Raw genomic sequence first — 16,845 nt, 5'->3', positions numbered from 1 at the left:
GCGCCCCGGCGTTGGATCCAGGTCACAGGAGTCCCCGTTCCCGGGCTCGTTCCACGGCTTCGCGGCGCTGGGTGGCCCCGAGTTTCTGATATAGAGACCTCAGGTGTGCCTTCACCGTGTTGACCGAGACGTACAGCTGGCCGGCGATGTCCTGATTCTTGAGCATGGTCGGGAGATAGCGCAGGACGTCCAGCTCCCGGTCGGTGAGGACCTCTGCCGGCGGGTTGGCGGCCGGTCCGGCCGGATCCGCAGTCGAGTCGGCGAGCAATTCGGCGACGAAGGCGGACTTCTCCTGCGCGAGCCATTGGTGGCGTTCCATGAGATCGGGCATGCGGGTGCGCTCGCCCCCGAGGAAGAGCCGGCGGATGCCTTGCGGCTCGGCCAGTGCGACCGCCCGCGCGAAGGCGTCGGCCGAACGGTTGTTCTGCCGCAGGGCGTCCTGCACCAGTGCCGTGGCGACCCAGGCCTCGACGGCGGAGCCGACGTCGGGCGCTGCCGTATGAAGCGGCGCCAGCAGGGTTTCGGCGGTCTTCGGGTCGCCGAGAGCGAGGTGCGCCCGGGACACGCAGATCCGCAGCCGGGCGTGCGGGTTCTCACTCTCGGTTCCACCGAAGCGGCGGATCACCTCGCCGGGATCGTTCGCCGCGAGTTCCACCTGTGCCTGCGCGATCGCCAGCCATTGGACGAGTAAGGGCGGCGGCGTCCTGAGGGCGCCGATCTCCTGCTCCATCTGATTGGTGATCAGTCGGGCCGCGTCGGTCTGTCCACGGGCGAGCAGGATTCGCGCCTCGACTATCCGCAGGGCGAAATACTGGGTCGCCTCGGGCTCCGCCCGGTTGGCGGCGATACCACTGTTGAACGCCGCATGCGCCTCTCCGAGGGCGTTGCGCTCGAGGTGGGTCAGGGCCAGGGCGACGTAGGCAGGGACGAGCTGTAGCGCCGACGGCCAGCCCCGCCTCCGCGCCAGGTCGAGCCCGCGGTGCGCGAGTTCGTCGGCGTCGCGCAGGCACCCCTGCTCGGCGTGCAGCAGAGCCAGGTAGGTGATCGCGTTGAGCTGGGTGAGCTCCACGTCGACCGACTCCGCCAGCGCGATCGCCGATCGCAGCCGCGCCGCCGCCGGGCCGAGCCGCCCGACCCAGAACAGCCCGACGCCGGCGTTGTTGACGGCGATCGCGCGGTATTCCGGGGCGCTCGGCAGTTGCGTGAGCGAGACCTGCGGCAGGAGTTCGAGTACGTCGGAGGTCGCGTCGACAAGCGCGGCCATGTCGCTCTGCGCCCGCGCCGCCGCAGCGTCGAACGTGCGCGCCACGATCTCGGTCGGCCGGCGTGCCGACGGATCCTCGCCGGCGAGCAGCGTCCGCACGTGTGCCAGGTGGCCCGGGATCGCGTCGTACTCCATGCGGTCGAAGGCGAGCCACGCGGCGCACAGGGCGAGGTCGGCGGTGGTGGACAGCGCGGAGGCGGGGATCTGGGCCACAAGACTCATCAGCGGCCGGCGGTCGGTGGAGACGACCCGGGCGCCGGCCATGACCGTCACCAGGTGTCCGACCAGCGGCCAGTCCCGGGCGGCCACCGCGTGGCTGACCGCATACAGCCTCGCCTGCTCGTGGGCGAACCAGTGCGCCGCCTTCACGTGCAGTCGCGGGACCAGGTCAGGCTCCTCCACCAGCAGCTGCTGGCGCAACATCTCGGTGAGCAGCGGATGGTAGCGGAACCAGGGGCGCTGCGAGCCCAGCCGGATCACCAGCGCATTCTCGCCGGCCAGCCGTTCGAGGGTCTGCTGACCGTGCGATCCCTCGGTGAGCACGTCGGCCAGGTCACCGCACACCCGGTCGACCACGCAGGTCAGCAGCAGGAACCGTCGCACCTGCGCGGGTTGACCGGCCAGAACCTCATGGGCCATGTACTCGGCGACCGTTCGCTCGGTGCCGGTGAACTCGTCGGGCGCGGCCTGGTTGTCGCGCCGGCGCAGGAACATCGCCGCCAGTCCCAGGCCGGCCGCCCAGCCCTCGGTCCGGCCGAGAAGCGTGCTGATCTCGGCCGCGGTGAGCTGCACGCGGTGGCCCGCCAGCAACTCGGCGGCCTCTTCGAGGGTGAAGCTCAGCTCCGCGGCCTGGATCTCCGCCAGTCGCTGCCGGATCCGCGGCCGGTGCAGCGGCGTCGGATGTTCCTCCCGGGTGGTGACCACCAGCAGCAGCTGCCGCACGGGATGACGCAGCAGGAACGCCAGCGACCGGAGCACCTGCGGGTTGACGATCTCGTGCAGGTCCTCCAGTACGAGCACGACCTGGTCGGGGAGTTCGGCGATCCCGAGCGCGATCCGGCGGACGAACGCCTCGTCGATGCGCACCCCGGGAATGATCGACGCGAGCGGGTTGTCGTCGGGGACGGCGCCGGTGCTGCGCAACGCACCGAGGAAGTACGACCAGAAGGCGGCAGGGCTGTCGTCGTAGTGGTCCAACGACAGCCACGCGACGGGCCCCGGCGGACGGCCGGTTTCGGCCCAGGCCGCGACCAGGAGAGTCTTGCCGTAGCCCGGCCCGGCGACGATCAGCGTGACCTCACCGCGAGCTGCCTCATCCAGCCGGTCCAACAGGCGTTGGCGGACGACCAGGCCGTGCGGAACCTGCGGTCGGGCGAACTTGGCCGCCAGCAGGCCGCGCGAGTCCGCCATCCGTGGAACCGGCCTGCCCCGGGGTGTACGCCTCCGCCGACCACGCATGGCTGATCCCAAATCACCTCGATAACGTCAATGATCCTCCGTCGGAGGATAACGGACCCGCCGATCGCCGGATCCGAATTTCCGTACCGTCGCCCGCCGTTCTGTCTCTATCCTCCTATCTGGACTATTTGTTCCCTCAGGCATCCCGATCACGTCGCGACTTCCGCGGGGGCCCGGTAGCCGAGGATGCCGTAGCCGAAACCGGCCACGACAAGGCCGTCGGCGGTCCCAGATACTCCGGACGTCAGCAGCGCGGTGGCGCCGACCGCCTCGGGGGCGGCCAGCGTCGCCGGTTCCCGCCGGGGATTGACCACGACCAGGTGGGACTCGCCGCGGGCGTACGAGAAGCCGGCGTTGGGCCCGGCGTCCCACTGCATCGGGGTGCGGCATCCGGCCCGGTTGTACGCCGGGTTGCACACCGCACCCTCCACATTCGGCATGCCCGGCACGTATCGCATGCCGATCTCGTCGCCGTAGTAGAGGCAGGGCACGTTTCCCCAGGTGAACAGGAAGGTCAGGGGCGGGGAGCGATCGTGAGATAGTCGGAAACGTCGTAACCCGCGTCCACGAACGGCGACGCGAAACACGGATTGAACCAGATCACGTTCGCGCCGAGCGACGCGATGTGGTCCAGGCGCGAGATGACACCCTGGAGATCCCCGACGCCGTCGGAGTCGGAGTCGGCGAACGACTGCGGGTAGATCTCATACAGGACGGCGTCGGCAAATCAGTCTCGGCCCATGCCGCCATGCTAGGAGCCGCGGCACCGGTCCGGCCGGCTCGGCGTCCGGTCGGTTCGGGACGGCAGGCGGATCAGGCCTCGGGGATCGGCATGCCGAAGTCGGCGAGGGTGACGGCGTCCGGCTCCGGGCCGCCACGCCTGCCGGTGTCCAGGGCGTCGATCGCCGCGAGCTGGTCGACGGTGAGATCGAAGTCGAACACGTCGAGGTTCTCCGCGATACGCGCCGGCTTCGTGCTCTTCGGGATCGCCGAGCGTCCCTGCTGCACGTGCCAGCGCAGCATCGCCTGCGCCGGGGTCTTGCCGTGCGCCTTCGCGATCCCACCGATCACCGCGTCCTCCAGTGCGCTGGCGTGCCCGCTGTCGCGATAGAAGGTGATGCCGCCGATCGGCGACCACGCCTGGGCGAGGATGCCGTGCTGCGCGCCGAACGCCTGCACGTCGCGCTGGGCGAAGTACGGGTGTACCTCGATCTGATTGACCGCCGGCACCACCGTCGCCTTGTCGAGTAGCGCGGTCAGGTGGTCGACCATGAAGTTGCTGACCCCGATGGCCCGGACCCTTCCGTCGGCCAGCAGCGTCTCCAGCGCCCGGTAGGCCTCGCGGGTCCTGTCGAACTCCGAGGGCAGGGCCTGGTGCAGGATCAGCAGGTCGATCTGGTCGACGCCGAGTTTGGCGGCACTCTTCTCGAACCCGTGCAGGGTCTGGTCGTACCCGAAGTCACTGATCCAGATCTTGGTCTCGATGAAGACCTCGGCGCGGCCGATGCCGGACTCGGCAATGGCCTCGCCGACCTGCTTCTCGTTGCCGTAGGCGGCGGCGGTGTCGATATGCCGGTAGCCGGCCGACAGCGCCGCCGCGACCGCGGCGCGGGTCTCGTCCGGCGGGGTCTGGAAGACACCGAAACCGACAGCGGGAAGCTCGACGCCGTTGTTGAGCGTCAGACGCGGGATGCTGGGCATGGAGTAGTCCTTTCAGTCGGGGAAGCACGCGGATCGAGCGCGGTTCGCCGGTGGGTCAGCGGGTGAGCAAGCCGATGCGGCGTAGCCAGGCCTCGACGGTGGGTTCGGCGCCAGCGACCTTCTCGCCGCGTACGGCGAGGCCCTCACCGAGGGTCGCGCCGGGGCAGGATGCGGCGTAGTCGCGCTCTGTCGTGCCGAGACCGCTCATGGCGTGCGTGGTGAGCGGGTGGATCGTCCTGCCGGTGAAGTCAAGCCCGTCGACCAGCGTCGTCATGATCATCGGGGCCCGGACGTTCCAGATCGGGCTGCCCAGAACGATGGTGTCGTAGCTCTCGATCGAGGTCAGCGGGTTGGCGATACCAGGCCGAGCGTTCGCCTCCTGCTCCCGCACGTTGCGCTCGACCGTCGGCTGGTAATCGTCTGGATAGGGATCTGCGGCCTCTATCCGGTGCACGTCGCAGCCGATCAACCTACCGATCATTCCCGCCACGACCTCAGTGTTGCCGACCTTCAGGCGCCGGCGGCCCCCATTGAAGTAGTTCTCCCCGGCGCGGGAGAAGTAGGCGAGCAGCACCGGGCCCTCCCCGGACGAGGACGGGGCCGCAGCAGGGGAATCGGAGCAGGCGCCGAGCAGCGTCCCGGCGACACCGGCCAGTGCGCCCCGCAGGACCGCACGGCGCGGGTGCCCGTTCATCGCGTCCATCGAAGCTCGCGAGCCGCGGTTGTTCACACAGCCCAGGTTAGGGACCCGCCGGGGCCGGAGGGGGACCCTGTCATTACCCCTTGCAGACGACCTCCTGCCGTTCTGAGCAGGCCGGTCGCCGGTGAGCATGACCTCTTCGGCGCGGTGACCCCTGGACCGGTCCGGCTAGGGTGCGTCGGATGAGGATCAGCGAACGTGGTGCTGTGGTCCGGAGCCGGATCGCGGGCGTGTCCGGGGGCGTGCTCGCCGGCCTCGCTGCGGTGCTCGTCGCCGCCTTCGTCCTCGCACCCGCGCCGCTGGCGGCGATCCGGCCGGGCGGCGGCTTCGCCGATCAGGGGCACCTCGCCGGGTCGCTCCGGGCGGCGTTCGCCGAGTACTGGCGGTCCGGCGACCGGGCGTTCGCCACGGGCATGGAGAGCGTCGTCGACTACTGGCTCCGCTACCACCTCGTCAAGGCGGTGACCGCCGCGCTGCTGTGCGCCGTGCTCGCCGCGCTCGGGGTCCGCCTCTGGAAGGCGTACGCGCGGGACGCCCGGCCGGGACCCGGCAGGCGGGCCGCTCTCGCGTCGGCCGGTGTCGTGGTGACGATGCTCGCGCTGTTCTCGCTCGCCATGGTGATGGCGAACGTCCAGGGTTCGGTGACGCCGTTCGCCTCACTCCTGCCGATGCTGGTGGACGGCCCCGGCAGCGGCGAGGCCTCCGCGACGCTCGAGCAGGTCCGGCAGCAGCTAGCCTCGGGCGGCCCGGCCTCACCCGCCCTGCAGGCGATGATCGACGACTTCGCCCGCTACCACCTGGCGATGGCGGTCATCGCCGGGATCGTGGCGGCCGGACTCGCCGCCCTCAGCGTGCTGCTGTGGAGGCGGTTCGCCGGCACGGCACACACCGAGCTGCGGACCCGCCGGGTGCTGGCGTCCTTCGGCGTGGTCACCGCCCTGTTGCCGCTGCTCGTCGGCCTGATCGCGGTGGCCAACACGACAACCGCCGTCGACCCCGCCCCGGCCCTGCTGGTCTTCTTCGAAGGCGGCTGGTGACAGACGCCGGGGTCCGACCGAGCTCAGCGGTCGGTGAGCTCGGCGATCACCTGGGCGTGGCAGGGCTCGGGTAGGCACCAGCAGCCCAGCCGACGTCCGCGCAGATCCGGCAGGAGGGCGAACAGGTCCGGCCGGGCGAGCAGGTACGCACGGTACGTCTCCAGGACCTCCTCGCGGGTGCCGTCGGGGCCGGGTCGATACGGGCTGGCCAGCGGGGAGGCGGGCAGGTGCCAGCCGCCGCGATGCATGGCACGCCCGACATAGACCACGTCGGCGTACGCGGGATCGTCGCGGTGGCCTTTCAGGTTGACGACCGTGGTTGCCGGCACCGGTACCGCCTCAGCTGATCGTCGGCAGCGCGCGTGCCGTGTGCGTACAGTCTGCACCCACGATATGGCAGCTCCCGTCAGGCGGGGCGGCAGAGCTGGGGTTCGCCGGCTCGAAGACGGTGGAGCCGGTCACCGTGAGCCGGCCGGCCGCGCAGTCCAGCGGTTCGATGATCGCCTCCGCGCGGCCGAGAGTCCCGAGGGGTTCAGCGAACGTTCACGGTCGGTTCCGTCACGCCGGTGCCGCGATTGCGTGTCGCGGGATGCCGGTCGTTGAGTGGCCACGGCCGCTGGGACGGGGTGGGTACGCCGAGGGTGTCCAGCCGGTGCAGAATCGCCCCCTCGCGCAGCGCCCAGGGACAGATGTGCAGCTCGCTGACTCTCAGCGCCCGCATCGCGCCGCCGGCCACCAGCGCGCCCGCGACGAGTTGGTGGGCGCGGCCGGGGCTGACTCCGTCCAGGCCCGCCAGGTCGGCCGAGGCCATCCTGCTGATGAATCCGAACAGCTGGTGCAGTCCGACGTCGGTCAGCATGCGCGGCGCTCGCAGTCCGGCGCTGGGCGGGGCCGCCCCGGCGAGTTGGGCCAACGAGCGGAACGTCTTCGAGGTACCGACGGCGAGATCGTGTGGCCCGCCCCGCCGTAGCTGTCGCGCGATCGGGGCGAGCACGGCGTCCAGGTCCGCCGCGAGCTGGTCGAGGTCGGCGCGGGTGGGTGGGTCATCGGTCAGCCGCTGCCGGGTGAGCCGTCCGGCACCGAGCGGCAGGGACAGTGCCACCTCGGGGTCTTCGTCGAGGCCTGCGGCGAGCTCGAGAGATCCGCCGCCGATGTCGAGCACGAGTAGCCGCCCCGCCGACCAGCCGTACCAGCGGCGGACGGCGAGGAAGGTGTAGCGGGCCTCGTCCTCGCCGGACAGCACCTGCAGGGCGATGCCGGTCTCGGCCCGGACCCGGGACAGAACCGCGGCCGAGTTTTCCGCGTCGCGCAGCGCCGACGTCGCGAAGGCGAGCAGTTCCTCGCAACCCGCGTTCATCGCTGCCGTCTTCGCCCGCGCCACGGCACGTACCAGTCCGTCGGCTCCGGCTTCGGTCAGCCGTCCCGCCTCGACGTGCTCGGCGAGCCGCAGCTGGGTCTTCTCCGAGTGCATGGGATTGGGGTGGCCGCCGCGGTGCGCGTCGACGACGAGAAGATGCACGGTGTTCGAGCCGACATCCAGCACACCGAGCCTCATGGCACAAACGGTAGCCGTGGGGCACGTTTGGCCCGGTGGGCGAGCCTCGAGTTTCATCCGACGTTCAGCGACCGTTCCCCCGCGGAACATGATCCGCACCCCGCCCCGGCCGGCGCCGCGGGCGACGCCGGATGCCCTTGGAACGATCCATCGGCGTTCATCTCATGCACGGCCGCCGTCAAGCTGCACGAGTTCAGATCCGGGGAACCCACCGAGGAGGTTTTATGGATCGGCGAATGATGTTGCGTGCCACTGTCGTCGGCGCGGGAACGCTGGCCTTGCCGTTCACCGCCTGGTCCGCGGCGTACGGGGCGCCGGCGCAGAACGCGGCAGGGCCCTATGGTCCGCTGCAGCCGGCCGACGCCAACGGCATTCAGCTGCCCGCCGGCTTCACCAGTTCGATCGTCGCCCGTTCCCGGCAGGCGGTGCCCGGGACGTCGTACGTGTGGCACGACGCCCCCGACGGTGGTGCGGTGATCCCGAACGGCACCGGTTGGATCTACGTGTCGAACTCCGAGGTGAGCGCCGCCGCCGGCGGCGGCGCATCACGCATCCTCTTCTCCTCCACCGGGGCCGTGGTCGGTGCCTCCCGGATCCTGTCCGGTACCAACACCAACTGTGCCGGCGGCAAGACCCCGTGGAACACCTGGCTGTCGTGTGAGGAGGTCACGCTGGGCCGGGTGTTCGAGACCTACCCCCTGGGAGGTACGGCGGTTGCGCGTCCGGCGATGGGCCGGTTCAAACACGAGGCGGCCGCCGCTGATCCGGTACGGCAGGTCATCTACCTGACCGAGGACGAGACGGACGGGAGGTTCTACCGTTTCCTGCCCACCACCTGGGGCGACCTGTCCTCGGGAACCCTGCAGGTGCTGCGCGCGGGCAGCGCGACCTCCGGATCGTTCACCTGGGCCGACGTCCCCGACCCGGACGGTTCGCCGACCGCCACCCGCCGGCAGGTGTCCGGGGCGAAGGCGTTCAACGGCGGCGAGGGCTGCCACTACGCCGACGACACCGTCTGGTTCACCACCAAGGGCGACAACCGGGTCTGGCAGGTAAACCTTCTCAGCGGCACCTACGAGCTCGCCTACGACGACAACCTGGTCAACCCGGGTACCGCACCGCTGACCGGCGTCGACAACATCACCGGCTCCACGGCCGGGGACCTGTACGTCGCCGAGGACGGCGGAAGCATGGAGATCTGCATGATCACCCGCGACGACAAGGTGTCGGCGTTCCTGCGGATCACCGGTCAGAGCGGTTCCGAGATCACCGGACCGGCCTTCACACCCGCCGGCGACCGGCTGTACTTCTCTTCGCAACGCGGCACGTCGGGCTCGTCCTCCGGCGGCATCACCTATTGCGTCACCGGCCCGTTCCGTCGATAGCCGCAGTTCCGTCCATGGCGCGGGCCGCCCGCACCGCTGCTCTCGCCGGCGGTCCGCGCCGAGGCCGGCGAAACGTGTGTGATTCTTCCGCGAGCCTGCCGATGTCGTCTGACAGGATTCGACATGAGACCCGCCCCCAGCGATCCGGTCGTGGCCACCGGCACACGGCAAGCAAGGGAGAGTGCAATGCGCGAGGACTTCCAGGCCGAGCTCGACCGGGTCAGCAGCACCCTGGTGACGATGGCGCTGGCGGTGCGGGAAACTATGCGGCAGGCCAGCAACGCCCTGCTCATCCCCGATCACACCCTGGCCCGGCAGGTGACCGCCCGCGACGCCGAGATCGACGTGCTCTACCGCGTCGCCGAAGACCGGGCCTACGACCTGGTCGCCAGCCAGCAGCCGGTCGCCGGCGACCTGCGCAAGGCCGTGACCTCGATACAGGTGGCCGCCGACCTCAAGCGCATGAGCGGCCTCGCTGTCCACGTGGCCCGCTCTGTGCTGCGCCGTCACCCGGCTCTCGCGGTCGTTCCCGAGCTGGCCGAGCTCTTCCGGGAGATGAGCACGGTCGCCGACGGCCTCGCCGCCAAGATCGTATCGGCGTTGTCCGACCACGATGCGGTCCTGGCCGCTCAGCTCGACCGCGACGACGACGCCATGGACCGCCTGCACCAGCGACTGTTCGCTGTCCTGCTCAGCCCGGACTGGCCGATGGGCGTCGAGGCGGCGATCGACGGCGCACTGCTGGGCCGATACTACGAGCGCTACGCCGACAACGCCGTCAACGTCGGCCACCACGTCGTCGCCCTGGTCACCGGCAAGAGCGACTGAACAACGCGCTCTCCCCCTGGTCGCTCGACTGCGCGAGACGGGTGGCGGTCAGGCCACGACGTCGGTCCGGTGCAGGCGGTGAGGGGGCACGCCGGCCTTGGTGAGCTGATCGGAGATGCCGCTGGAGGAGTTGTGAACGCACATGGCGACCCGGTGGTCGTCGCCGAGTTCGCACGCCGCGGACACGGTGCCGGCGCTGATCGGGTCGAGGTGGGACACGGCCGACAGGTCGAGGATGAGCCGGGACGGCCGGACCTTGCGTACCGCGTGGACCAGGACCCGCTGGAGTTGCACCGCGTCGACGGCATCGATGACGCCACGCGGTCGAATGACGACCGTGCCGTCGGGTTCCGTGCGCACTTCGATCGCGGGCGCATCCATTCGGTTCACCCTTCGCCACCCTTTGTTCAGCTCCGAGACAACGGTACGGCCGCCCCAACGCCCGAGTCGATGGGATCATCGGCTCCATCTGACAACCCATCCGACGATCCCGGCGAGCGTCCCTGTTCGGATGACCTCGAACGGGTGGGTACGTGTTGTCTACCGTCCTCGGCGCGGGTTGGATCGAAGGCGTGACCGAAGAGGATGAAGTCGAAGGCCAGACGCCGGACGCGGAGCACGAGGCAGTTCGCCAGGTCGTCACCACGATGCGGCAACGCTTCCCCGGCCTGGCGGACTCCACGGTGACCGGCTACGTCACCGACATCCACCGCCGATTCAACGCCGCACCGGTACGCGACTTCGTGCCCCTGCTCGTCGAGCGCGAAGCGCAGCGCGCACTGACCGTCCTCGCCACCGACTCCATCCCGGCGCCCGGCCAGGGCCCGCGGTAGGTCCACGCCGAACACGACGTACCGCCCGCGGGTGCCTGAACGCTCCGCGCTGATCGCCCGCTCGGCATGGTCGCCGCGGAAATTAGGGTGTTACATCGCGTTCACCCGTGAAACGCGGCATCGTGGCTATCGTGACGATATGAGAGCCGTCTATACTTCGGCCGGACTTGTCCACGAGGCGCGGCACCTCGCCCGAATTCTTCTGGCTCAGATGCCCGAGCGGTGGCAGCACACCATCGGCGTTGCCGGCCAGGCAGAACAGGTGATCCCGACCGTCCCGGCAGCCGACGCGGACCTGCTCGTCGCGGTGGCCTGGTTGCACGACATCGGCTACGCGAAAATGTTGCGGACGTCCGGCTTCCATCCGCTCGACGGCGCCCGCTATCTGACCGCACACGGATGCCCGCTACGGCTTGCCGCGCTCGTGGCCCACCACTGCGAGGCGTTCCTCATCGCCGAGGTCCGCGGCCTCGCGGAAGAACTCGCCACCTACCCGCGCGAACAGTCCGCCGTAACCGACGCCCTGACCTACGCCGATCAGACGATCAGCCCCGGTGGACAACCCATGACCTTCCAGCACCGCCTGACCGACATGCTGCACCGGCACGGACCCGACTCACCCAACGCCGCTGTACACCCCCGGCGGGAACCGCTGCTCCGCGCAGCCGTCAACCGCGTGGAACGGCGACTCGCCGCAGCTCGGCCGTCCGCTGCCGCCCGTCACGTCAGCCCATGAGGGGCGATCGCCGGCCGGGCATGAGCGACTGGGCCGACAATCCGCGGCTGAACGCCTGGCTGGTCATCCGGTACGAGCGGCAGGTCGGCTCTTCCCTTGCCGAGCATCGGACAATGAGTCCAGAGTGGACGCGATGGTTCCGGCGGGTCGACAGGTGACGTCTGCGCCAGGCGCTCGTGCCGCCGCCCTATGAGGCGCGACCCGACCGGCGCAGCAGCCAGCCGGCGATCGGAATCACGATCAACGTACCGATGATCGCGCTCAGGATCCCGCCCCAGTCGAAGATGTCGTCGTCGCCGATGCCCATCCCGAGGGTGAAGATGACGTACCCGACCATGGCGCCGAGCAGGCCGAGCCCCACCGAGACCAGCCACGACACCGGTCCACTCATCTTGCGGAAGACGTCGCCCGGCATGAGCACCCTTGCGATGACGCCGGCGACGAAGCCGAGTAACAAAGCTCCGATCATGTGGCCAGCTTCGTCCCTCCCCGCCACGTCGGCATCATCCGCGAGGGGTGATCCTTCGGGCGTCCTGAAGGCCCGGCTGACGAGCCCGAACGGGTCCCGCCGAACCCGCGAGGACAACGTGCGGCCGGAGCGGCGGCCGGTGCCGGCGTGGCCGGAGACCGCCGACCGGCCCGGCCGCCTGGGCGCTCCTGCGGACGCTACCTGCCGCTGAGGCGCCGTGCGATGCGGATGCCGAGCGCCGCCCCTGCCGCCGCTCCCCCTCCGGCGCCGGCGATGGTCGCGTGAACTCCGAGGATCGCGGCCGGCGGGCACGCCGCGGTGGCGGCGGCCGCGGCGGTCGCGGTTCCCATTCCGCCGCCGATGAAGCCGAGCGTGGCGCCGACCAAGCCGCCGAATCCCTCGGCCGGCGACTGTGCCTCACTCATGACCTTGTTGAGTCGTTTGGCTGCCCGGGACGCCTGGATCGCGTGACTCATGACTGATCTCCTCTGCCGCTCTTCTTGCCGCCGAAATCGGGCTTGTTCTCACCTGATTCGAGAGCGGCAGCGGCCGGTTGGTTTCGGCGGGTCACCCGTTGGGGTCCACGCCTCCCCGTCGGTGGCCGCCCGCGGGCGGGTCGTCCGCGGCGACAGCACCCGCTGTCGTGCGCCGGCCGAGCTCGGCCTCGGCCGGCGCGGGTGCGCAGAGGTACGAGTGGGACAGCGCGAGGGCCACGGCAGTGGACACCACGCCGAAGTACACGGGCGCCAGATGCTCACCGTCGGTGTACCCGATCACCATGTGGACCACGATCGCGGGCAGGAATCCCGCCGTGGCGGCCCCGGCCAGGGTCCACCACACCCAACCGCTGCCGCGCCGCCATCCCCACGCGCTGAGCGTGACGATCGCCAGCGCGGCCGAGGCGAGGGCGCCGCCGAATCCGGCGCGGTCGTGTGCGATGAACGGCAGGAGGCGGGGATTCGCCTGCCGCAGCTCCGCGGCGTGCGCGCCCAGAAAGCTCAGGTCCGTGGGGACGAACACATCGGTCAGGCCTACCACCGACACCACAAGGCCACCCGCGAACAGGCCGGCACCGGTGATGATCATGAGCAGCTGCCCGGTGAGGGCCCGTACGCGAAGCCGCTCCGGACCGTCGGTGACCGGCGACCACCTCGGCACGTCCGGGCGGCGGGCCACGGCCAGGACGAACATCGGGAACAGCAGGACCGTCACGGCCGCGTGCAGGGGCTCCAGGAAGCCCGAGAACAGGAAGTACAACACGGTGGGGAAGCCGAACGCCCCCGACAGCAGGTACGACGTGCGGGACCAGGGCCACCCGCGGCGGATGCCGCCCCAGGCCAGCCCCGCGTACAGGATCCCGATGGCCACCATGGTGCCGGCCATGGTGATGCGGTCGTGCTGCAGGAACGACACCAGGTGACCGTTGAGCGCCGCCAGGTGCTCGCGGTGCATGCCGAGGTAGTCGTTGTCGTACCAGAGCAGGACCGGTGCCAACGTGATGACCGCCGCGCCGAGGCCGCCGCCGATCATCCCGGCGGCGACGAGCAGCCCCCAGAGCCATCCCGGCCAACGGCGCGGATCGCGGCCGACCTGCCGCAGTCCGGGCGCGGCCTCGGTCGGCGTTGCGGCCTCGATGACGCGCTGGAACCAGCCCGGGCCCGCGGCGACGAGCACGCCGGTGGTGGCCAGCACGATCGCGTCCGGCTCCGCCAGCGCCCGCCGGGCCGCCTCGATCCCGGGCTCGGTGAGGTGCACGATCCCCGGCGACACCCCGACGATCACTCGGTCGACGTGTGGCTCCAGGGCAGCCGCGACCACCGGGTCCGTGGTCCGGACGAGGACCGGGCACCGCCGCCTCGCCACGGCATCCCGTACGGCGGGGACGTCGCCCGCGGTCACCGGGCCGATCTCCATCACCCCGGCGCCGAGCAGGGGCAACGCACGCACCGCGTCGCCCGCGTGGCGAACGGGCACCACGGCGCCCAGCCGGCGCGCCGACTCGGGTGGCGTACGGGGAAGGCCGGAAACGGCCGCCACCACCTGCGCACCGCCGGGCAGCGACGTCAGCGTCGCGAATGCGCGCAGCGCCGCCCGCTGAGAGCGGCGCCGACCGAACATGCGCGCCGCGAACCCACGCAGCGGATGATAGGTCCAGTCGGGCACGCCGCCATGATCACATGCCGGGTCGAGATCCGGCAGCCAGCCGTGCGGTCGCGTCGATCGCGTCGACCGAGGAGATCACCGGCGTCTCATCGCCGAGACCGCCAGCGGCCAGAAGACGGTGGTCGCGGCGATCGCCACCAGGAGCAACGCCGGCGGCCCGGCGAAGAGCGGTACCGCGAGGACGGGAATGCCTTCGATGCCGGCGCTCTGCCACAACACCGCTGCGTACGCCGGAATCACGGGAACGGCGAGCAGCACGCTGAGCCACGGCCGCGCGTACGCCAGCAGGAACAGCAGCACGACCGCCGACTGGGTCGCCACCATCCAGGCGCTGTACGGCGACGCGAGATCGGGTGCGTCATCGGCGAGCGTGCTGATCGAGGTTCCGAGCCAGAGCCCTTGCCACAGGATGCCCAACGTCGCGAAGAGCCGTATCGGCCACGTGGCGGGCCGGCGCAGTAGGAGGAACCAGAGTCCGCCGAGTGCCCACCTGGCGCGGCGTCCGGCCGGAATGCCGGGCAGCTCCGAGCTGATCGCCCTCGCCCAGTCGGCGTCCGCGGAACCCTCCGCGGCATGACCCAGCAGTTCGATGGTGATGCGAACGAGCCGGCCGTCGTCGTCCCGTCTCATGCGGCACCCTCCCAGCGTGGTGAGACGGCTCGGCGAGCCGTCGGACTCTTGCGGCGTGCGGCCTCCACGCGTGCGGCGAACTCCTGTCCCGCGGGGGTGAGCCGGTACATCTGCCGAGGCGGTCTGCCCGACGGCGCGTCGGTCTCCCAATGCCGTTCGAGGTGGCCCTGCTCGGCGAGCCGGGCAAGGATCGGATAGAGCGTCCCGGATTTCAGGCCGAGCTCCTTGGCGAGGTCGTAGCCGTACCTGAACTGCCGCACGTCCGCGAGGAGCGACCTCAGGACGGCGAGAGTCTGGGGTGACGTGTTCGGATCACGTGGCATGAAGCAATAATCTACATATGTAGACCACCGCTGTCGAGATCGGATACGGCCGGAGTTCAGAGCCGCAGCACGGTCTTGGACCGGGCCAGTTCGGGTAACAGCTCGGCGTCGTCGGACAGGAGTCCTTTCAGGACAGCGCTGTTCTTCTTCATGCACGCGGTGGCACTGGCCGCGTTCGGGAAGTCACTGAGGTCGACTCGACCGCTGTCGTAGACCTCGCTCCAGAAGTAGCCGTCGCCCTCGACCGGGGTCGACGGAATCGTCACCACGGCCGTACCGGCCGGACCTCCTGGCCGTCGGCCACCAACTCGAACCGGAGCCGGTACAGGTGTACGGAGGTGCGGGACTCCCGCTTGTCGGTGCCGAGACGCAACGCGACGCGGTCCGCCTCGTCCGGGCCCTGCTGCTGGCTGACCGGCACCTGCAGCACGCTGCCGTTGGCGGGCCGCGGCGGCAGCGTGAAGTCGTACGTGGCGGACACCGGGACCGCGCCACCCTGCGCGTCGCACCGCTCGATCACCGCCGAGTCCTCGACCGTGGCGGCGATCCGGGTGATCACCGAACGCCGGGAACCCCGGTTGTGCACCGTGATCTCCACCGCGGGCGGTGTGGACTCCGCCTCCACGTCGCCGGGATCGCCGGTGAGCTGCGGATCCCGGACGACCAGGTCGATGGCGTCTCGATATGGCCAACGGCACCGTCCGATCACCCGTCAGGCCCTCGACCGGCGTGCCCACACCCGACGAACAGCGGCGCCCGCGCCCCGATGGTCTTCGAGCAATGGCGGTTCGGAAGATCGAAAGAAAGATCGAATTCGCCGCCCCCACTTCCCCCCACTTGTCACCACGCGCGGGACCTTGCGAAACGTGCGCGATGCGTCGAGCCTTGTCATAAGGGTTGGAAACGCGGGCTTGATCTGAAGAATTCTCACAAGAGGCGGTTGGGGGAAGGCATGTTCCTCGGGACGCACATTCTGCGGCTCGATGACAAGGGGCGCCTGATCCTTCCGGCCAAGTTTCGTGGTGGTTTGGCAGGTGGAGTGGTCATCACCAAAGGGCAGGAGCGCTGCCTTTATGTGTTTCCGATGACCGAGTTTGAGAAAATCGCGGAGGAACTGAGGTCGGCGCCGGTGACCAGCAAGGCGGCCCGGGCGTACGGCCGGGTCTTCTTCGCCAGCGCCCACGATGAGCTTCCCGACCGGCAAGGCCGCATCACCGTCCCGCACCACCTGCGCCGGTATGCAGGGCTGACCCGCGATCTCGTCGTCATCGGCGCCAGCTCGCGAGTGGAGATCTGGGACAACGCCATGTGGAACTCATATCTCGACGACGCGGAGGGTTCGTTCCTTAGCTCGGGCGAAGACGGCGAGTACGACGGTTCCTGACGTCGGCCGAGCCTGGAGAAGGGGACGGAGGTCGGGGGGTGCGAGGCGCAACCGTTGCCGGCGGGCTCGGCCTGACCGGTCTGGTGAACATTCTGGCCAATGCGATCGGCGCCCCGTGGTGGGCTCTGGTGACCGCCACGATGATGGGCATTCTCTGCACGACCCTCGTGGGTGTCGTGCACATCGTCATTCCGCAGGAATCGCACGACAAGGTGGTGTTCTGGAACAGATATCTTCTCTATCGGGAGCGGCGTCGGACGCGCGCGATTCCGCGGGATCGCGATTACAGATCTTGAATGGTCGGGTTGATCGATGCCTCCCCGGCGTGTCGGCGTGACAATGATCGATGGGATTTGTACGCCGGAGGGATGAGATATCC

At 69.9% G+C, this 16,845-nt stretch carries 22 protein-coding genes; 7 read left to right on the top strand and 15 right to left on the bottom strand.

The genetic code is table 11. From position 1 onward, the window contains the following. Positions 1 to 22: 22 nt before the first annotated feature. The 5 genes from AB0B58_RS10780 to AB0B58_RS10760 all read right to left on the bottom strand — a co-directional run bounded on the left by AB0B58_RS10780 (position 23) and on the right by AB0B58_RS10760 (position 5,117). Positions 23 to 2,674 carry a LuxR C-terminal-related transcriptional regulator gene (locus AB0B58_RS10780; RefSeq protein WP_360221022.1) on the bottom strand — a complete coding sequence of 884 codons (2,652 nt, stop codon included), beginning with the start codon at positions 2,672 to 2,674 and terminating at the stop codon, positions 23 to 25. A gap of 197 nt (positions 2,675 to 2,871) precedes the next feature. Next, positions 2,872 to 3,213 (bottom strand): hypothetical protein, encoded by a 342-nt coding sequence (locus AB0B58_RS10775; RefSeq protein WP_360221019.1) that lies wholly within the window; start codon positions 3,211 to 3,213, stop codon positions 2,872 to 2,874. Between the two features lie 23 nt (positions 3,214 to 3,236). Beyond that, the gene (locus tag AB0B58_RS10770; RefSeq protein WP_360221809.1) at positions 3,237 to 3,425 is read right to left on the bottom strand and encodes an alpha-amylase family glycosyl hydrolase; all 189 of its coding nucleotides are present in this window, start codon (positions 3,423 to 3,425) and stop codon (positions 3,237 to 3,239) included. 110 nt (positions 3,426 to 3,535) lie between these two features. After that, positions 3,536 to 4,423 carry an aldo/keto reductase gene (locus AB0B58_RS10765; protein WP_360221017.1) on the bottom strand — a complete coding sequence of 296 codons (888 nt, stop codon included), beginning with the start codon at positions 4,421 to 4,423 and terminating at the stop codon, positions 3,536 to 3,538. Positions 4,424 to 4,478: 55 nt separating this feature from the next. Beyond that, positions 4,479 to 5,117 carry a flavodoxin gene (locus AB0B58_RS10760; RefSeq protein WP_360221014.1) on the bottom strand — a complete coding sequence of 213 codons (639 nt, stop codon included), beginning with the start codon at positions 5,115 to 5,117 and terminating at the stop codon, positions 4,479 to 4,481. Between the two features lie 188 nt (positions 5,118 to 5,305). Between AB0B58_RS10760 and AB0B58_RS10755 the strand changes: the two genes are divergently transcribed. Continuing rightward, complete coding sequence (locus AB0B58_RS10755; RefSeq protein WP_360221011.1) at positions 5,306 to 6,160, top strand: hypothetical protein; 855 nt, start codon at positions 5,306 to 5,308, stop codon at positions 6,158 to 6,160. Positions 6,161 to 6,183: 23 nt separating this feature from the next. Here the strand turns inward: AB0B58_RS10755 and AB0B58_RS10750 are convergent, their stop codons facing one another. Continuing rightward, a complete protein-coding gene (locus AB0B58_RS10750; RefSeq protein WP_360221008.1) occupies positions 6,184 to 6,489 on the bottom strand; it encodes a DUF4326 domain-containing protein in 306 nt (101 codons plus the stop codon). 203 nt (positions 6,490 to 6,692) lie between these two features. Continuing rightward, positions 6,693 to 7,715 carry a Ppx/GppA phosphatase family protein gene (locus AB0B58_RS10745; protein WP_360221005.1) on the bottom strand — a complete coding sequence of 341 codons (1,023 nt, stop codon included), beginning with the start codon at positions 7,713 to 7,715 and terminating at the stop codon, positions 6,693 to 6,695. 224 nt (positions 7,716 to 7,939) lie between these two features. Between AB0B58_RS10745 and AB0B58_RS10740 the strand changes: the two genes are divergently transcribed. Beyond that, positions 7,940 to 9,100, top strand: coding sequence for an alkaline phosphatase PhoX (locus tag AB0B58_RS10740; protein ID WP_360221002.1), 1,161 nt, complete (start codon positions 7,940 to 7,942; stop codon positions 9,098 to 9,100). Positions 9,101 to 9,286: 186 nt separating this feature from the next. Continuing rightward, a complete protein-coding gene (gene phoU, locus AB0B58_RS10735; protein ID WP_360220999.1) occupies positions 9,287 to 9,928 on the top strand; it encodes a phosphate signaling complex protein PhoU in 642 nt (213 codons plus the stop codon). A gap of 48 nt (positions 9,929 to 9,976) precedes the next feature. Here phoU and AB0B58_RS10730 read toward each other — a convergent pair whose 3' ends face one another. Beyond that, a complete protein-coding gene (locus AB0B58_RS10730; protein WP_360220996.1) occupies positions 9,977 to 10,309 on the bottom strand; it encodes an STAS domain-containing protein in 333 nt (110 codons plus the stop codon). Positions 10,310 to 10,500: 191 nt separating this feature from the next. On the opposite strand from AB0B58_RS10730, the gene AB0B58_RS10725 reads away from it, so the two are divergent. Together AB0B58_RS10725 and AB0B58_RS10720 are read left to right on the top strand one after the other, a co-directional pair. Continuing rightward, positions 10,501 to 10,761 carry a three-helix bundle dimerization domain-containing protein gene (locus tag AB0B58_RS10725; RefSeq protein ID WP_360220993.1) on the top strand — a complete coding sequence of 87 codons (261 nt, stop codon included), beginning with the start codon at positions 10,501 to 10,503 and terminating at the stop codon, positions 10,759 to 10,761. A gap of 31 nt (positions 10,762 to 10,792) precedes the next feature. Continuing rightward, the gene (locus tag AB0B58_RS10720) at positions 10,793 to 11,497 is read left to right on the top strand and encodes an HD domain-containing protein (protein WP_360220990.1); all 705 of its coding nucleotides are present in this window, start codon (positions 10,793 to 10,795) and stop codon (positions 11,495 to 11,497) included. 187 nt (positions 11,498 to 11,684) lie between these two features. Here AB0B58_RS10720 and AB0B58_RS10715 read toward each other — a convergent pair whose 3' ends face one another. The 7 genes from AB0B58_RS10715 to AB0B58_RS10685 form a co-directional block, all read right to left on the bottom strand. Further along, entirely contained in the window at positions 11,685 to 11,966 is a 282-nt protein-coding gene (locus AB0B58_RS10715) for a GlsB/YeaQ/YmgE family stress response membrane protein (RefSeq protein ID WP_360220987.1), read from the bottom strand. Between the two features lie 197 nt (positions 11,967 to 12,163). Further along, positions 12,164 to 12,442 (bottom strand): hypothetical protein, encoded by a 279-nt coding sequence (locus AB0B58_RS10710; RefSeq protein ID WP_360220984.1) that lies wholly within the window; start codon positions 12,440 to 12,442, stop codon positions 12,164 to 12,166. A gap of 91 nt (positions 12,443 to 12,533) precedes the next feature. Then, the gene (locus AB0B58_RS10705; RefSeq protein WP_360220981.1) at positions 12,534 to 14,129 is read right to left on the bottom strand and encodes a hypothetical protein; all 1,596 of its coding nucleotides are present in this window, start codon (positions 14,127 to 14,129) and stop codon (positions 12,534 to 12,536) included. A 75-nt stretch (positions 14,130 to 14,204) separates the two neighbouring features. Next, positions 14,205 to 14,759: a hypothetical protein gene (locus AB0B58_RS10700; RefSeq protein WP_360220978.1), complete on the bottom strand. Its 555-nt coding sequence runs from the start codon at positions 14,757 to 14,759 to the stop codon at positions 14,205 to 14,207. Next, positions 14,756 to 15,082 carry a PadR family transcriptional regulator gene (locus AB0B58_RS10695; RefSeq protein WP_360220975.1) on the bottom strand — a complete coding sequence of 109 codons (327 nt, stop codon included), beginning with the start codon at positions 15,080 to 15,082 and terminating at the stop codon, positions 14,756 to 14,758. Before AB0B58_RS10695 ends, AB0B58_RS10700 begins: the two co-directional genes overlap by 4 nt. 56 nt (positions 15,083 to 15,138) lie before the next feature. After that, positions 15,139 to 15,351 carry a hypothetical protein gene (locus tag AB0B58_RS10690; protein WP_360220972.1) on the bottom strand — a complete coding sequence of 71 codons (213 nt, stop codon included), beginning with the start codon at positions 15,349 to 15,351 and terminating at the stop codon, positions 15,139 to 15,141. Further along, complete coding sequence (locus AB0B58_RS10685; RefSeq protein WP_360220969.1) at positions 15,345 to 15,791, bottom strand: hypothetical protein; 447 nt, start codon at positions 15,789 to 15,791, stop codon at positions 15,345 to 15,347. The genes AB0B58_RS10690 and AB0B58_RS10685 overlap by 7 nt, the downstream gene beginning before the upstream one ends. 243 nt (positions 15,792 to 16,034) lie before the next feature. Between AB0B58_RS10685 and mraZ the strand changes: the two genes are divergently transcribed. Both mraZ and AB0B58_RS10675 read left to right on the top strand, forming a co-directional pair. Beyond that, complete coding sequence (mraZ, locus tag AB0B58_RS10680) at positions 16,035 to 16,466, top strand: division/cell wall cluster transcriptional repressor MraZ (protein WP_360220966.1); 432 nt, start codon at positions 16,035 to 16,037, stop codon at positions 16,464 to 16,466. Positions 16,467 to 16,504: 38 nt separating this feature from the next. Beyond that, the gene (locus AB0B58_RS10675; protein ID WP_360220963.1) at positions 16,505 to 16,762 is read left to right on the top strand and encodes a hypothetical protein; all 258 of its coding nucleotides are present in this window, start codon (positions 16,505 to 16,507) and stop codon (positions 16,760 to 16,762) included. Positions 16,763 to 16,845: the final 83 nt, after the last annotated feature.

Origin of the sequence: Actinoplanes sp. NPDC049118 (assembly GCF_040648555.1) — a bacterium.
Classification (GTDB): Bacteria; Actinomycetota; Actinomycetes; order Mycobacteriales; family Micromonosporaceae; genus Actinoplanes.
This window is presented reverse-complemented; position numbering and strand designations above follow the sequence as displayed.

Coding starts and splice junctions, on each gene's coding strand:
- AB0B58_RS10780 (WP_360221022.1), bottom strand. CDS start 2,674: ATGGCGGACTCGCGCGGCCTGCTGGCGGCCAAGTTCGCCCGACCGCAG.
- AB0B58_RS10765 (WP_360221017.1), bottom strand. CDS start 4,423: ATGCCCAGCATCCCGCGTCTGACGCTCAACAACGGCGTCGAGCTTCCC.
- AB0B58_RS10760 (WP_360221014.1), bottom strand. CDS start 5,117: ATGAACGGGCACCCGCGCCGTGCGGTCCTGCGGGGCGCACTGGCCGGT.
- AB0B58_RS10755 (WP_360221011.1), top strand. CDS start 5,306: ATGAGGATCAGCGAACGTGGTGCTGTGGTCCGGAGCCGGATCGCGGGC.
- AB0B58_RS10745 (WP_360221005.1), bottom strand. CDS start 7,715: ATGAGGCTCGGTGTGCTGGATGTCGGCTCGAACACCGTGCATCTTCTC.
- AB0B58_RS10740 (WP_360221002.1), top strand. CDS start 7,940: ATGGATCGGCGAATGATGTTGCGTGCCACTGTCGTCGGCGCGGGAACG.
- phoU (WP_360220999.1), top strand. CDS start 9,287: ATGCGCGAGGACTTCCAGGCCGAGCTCGACCGGGTCAGCAGCACCCTG.
- AB0B58_RS10730 (WP_360220996.1), bottom strand. CDS start 10,309: ATGGATGCGCCCGCGATCGAAGTGCGCACGGAACCCGACGGCACGGTC.
- AB0B58_RS10715 (WP_360220987.1), bottom strand. CDS start 11,966: ATGATCGGAGCTTTGTTACTCGGCTTCGTCGCCGGCGTCATCGCAAGG.
- AB0B58_RS10710 (WP_360220984.1), bottom strand. CDS start 12,442: ATGAGTCACGCGATCCAGGCGTCCCGGGCAGCCAAACGACTCAACAAG.
- AB0B58_RS10700 (WP_360220978.1), bottom strand. CDS start 14,759: ATGAGACGGGACGACGACGGCCGGCTCGTTCGCATCACCATCGAACTG.
- AB0B58_RS10695 (WP_360220975.1), bottom strand. CDS start 15,082: ATGCCACGTGATCCGAACACGTCACCCCAGACTCTCGCCGTCCTGAGG.
- mraZ (WP_360220966.1), top strand. CDS start 16,035: ATGTTCCTCGGGACGCACATTCTGCGGCTCGATGACAAGGGGCGCCTG.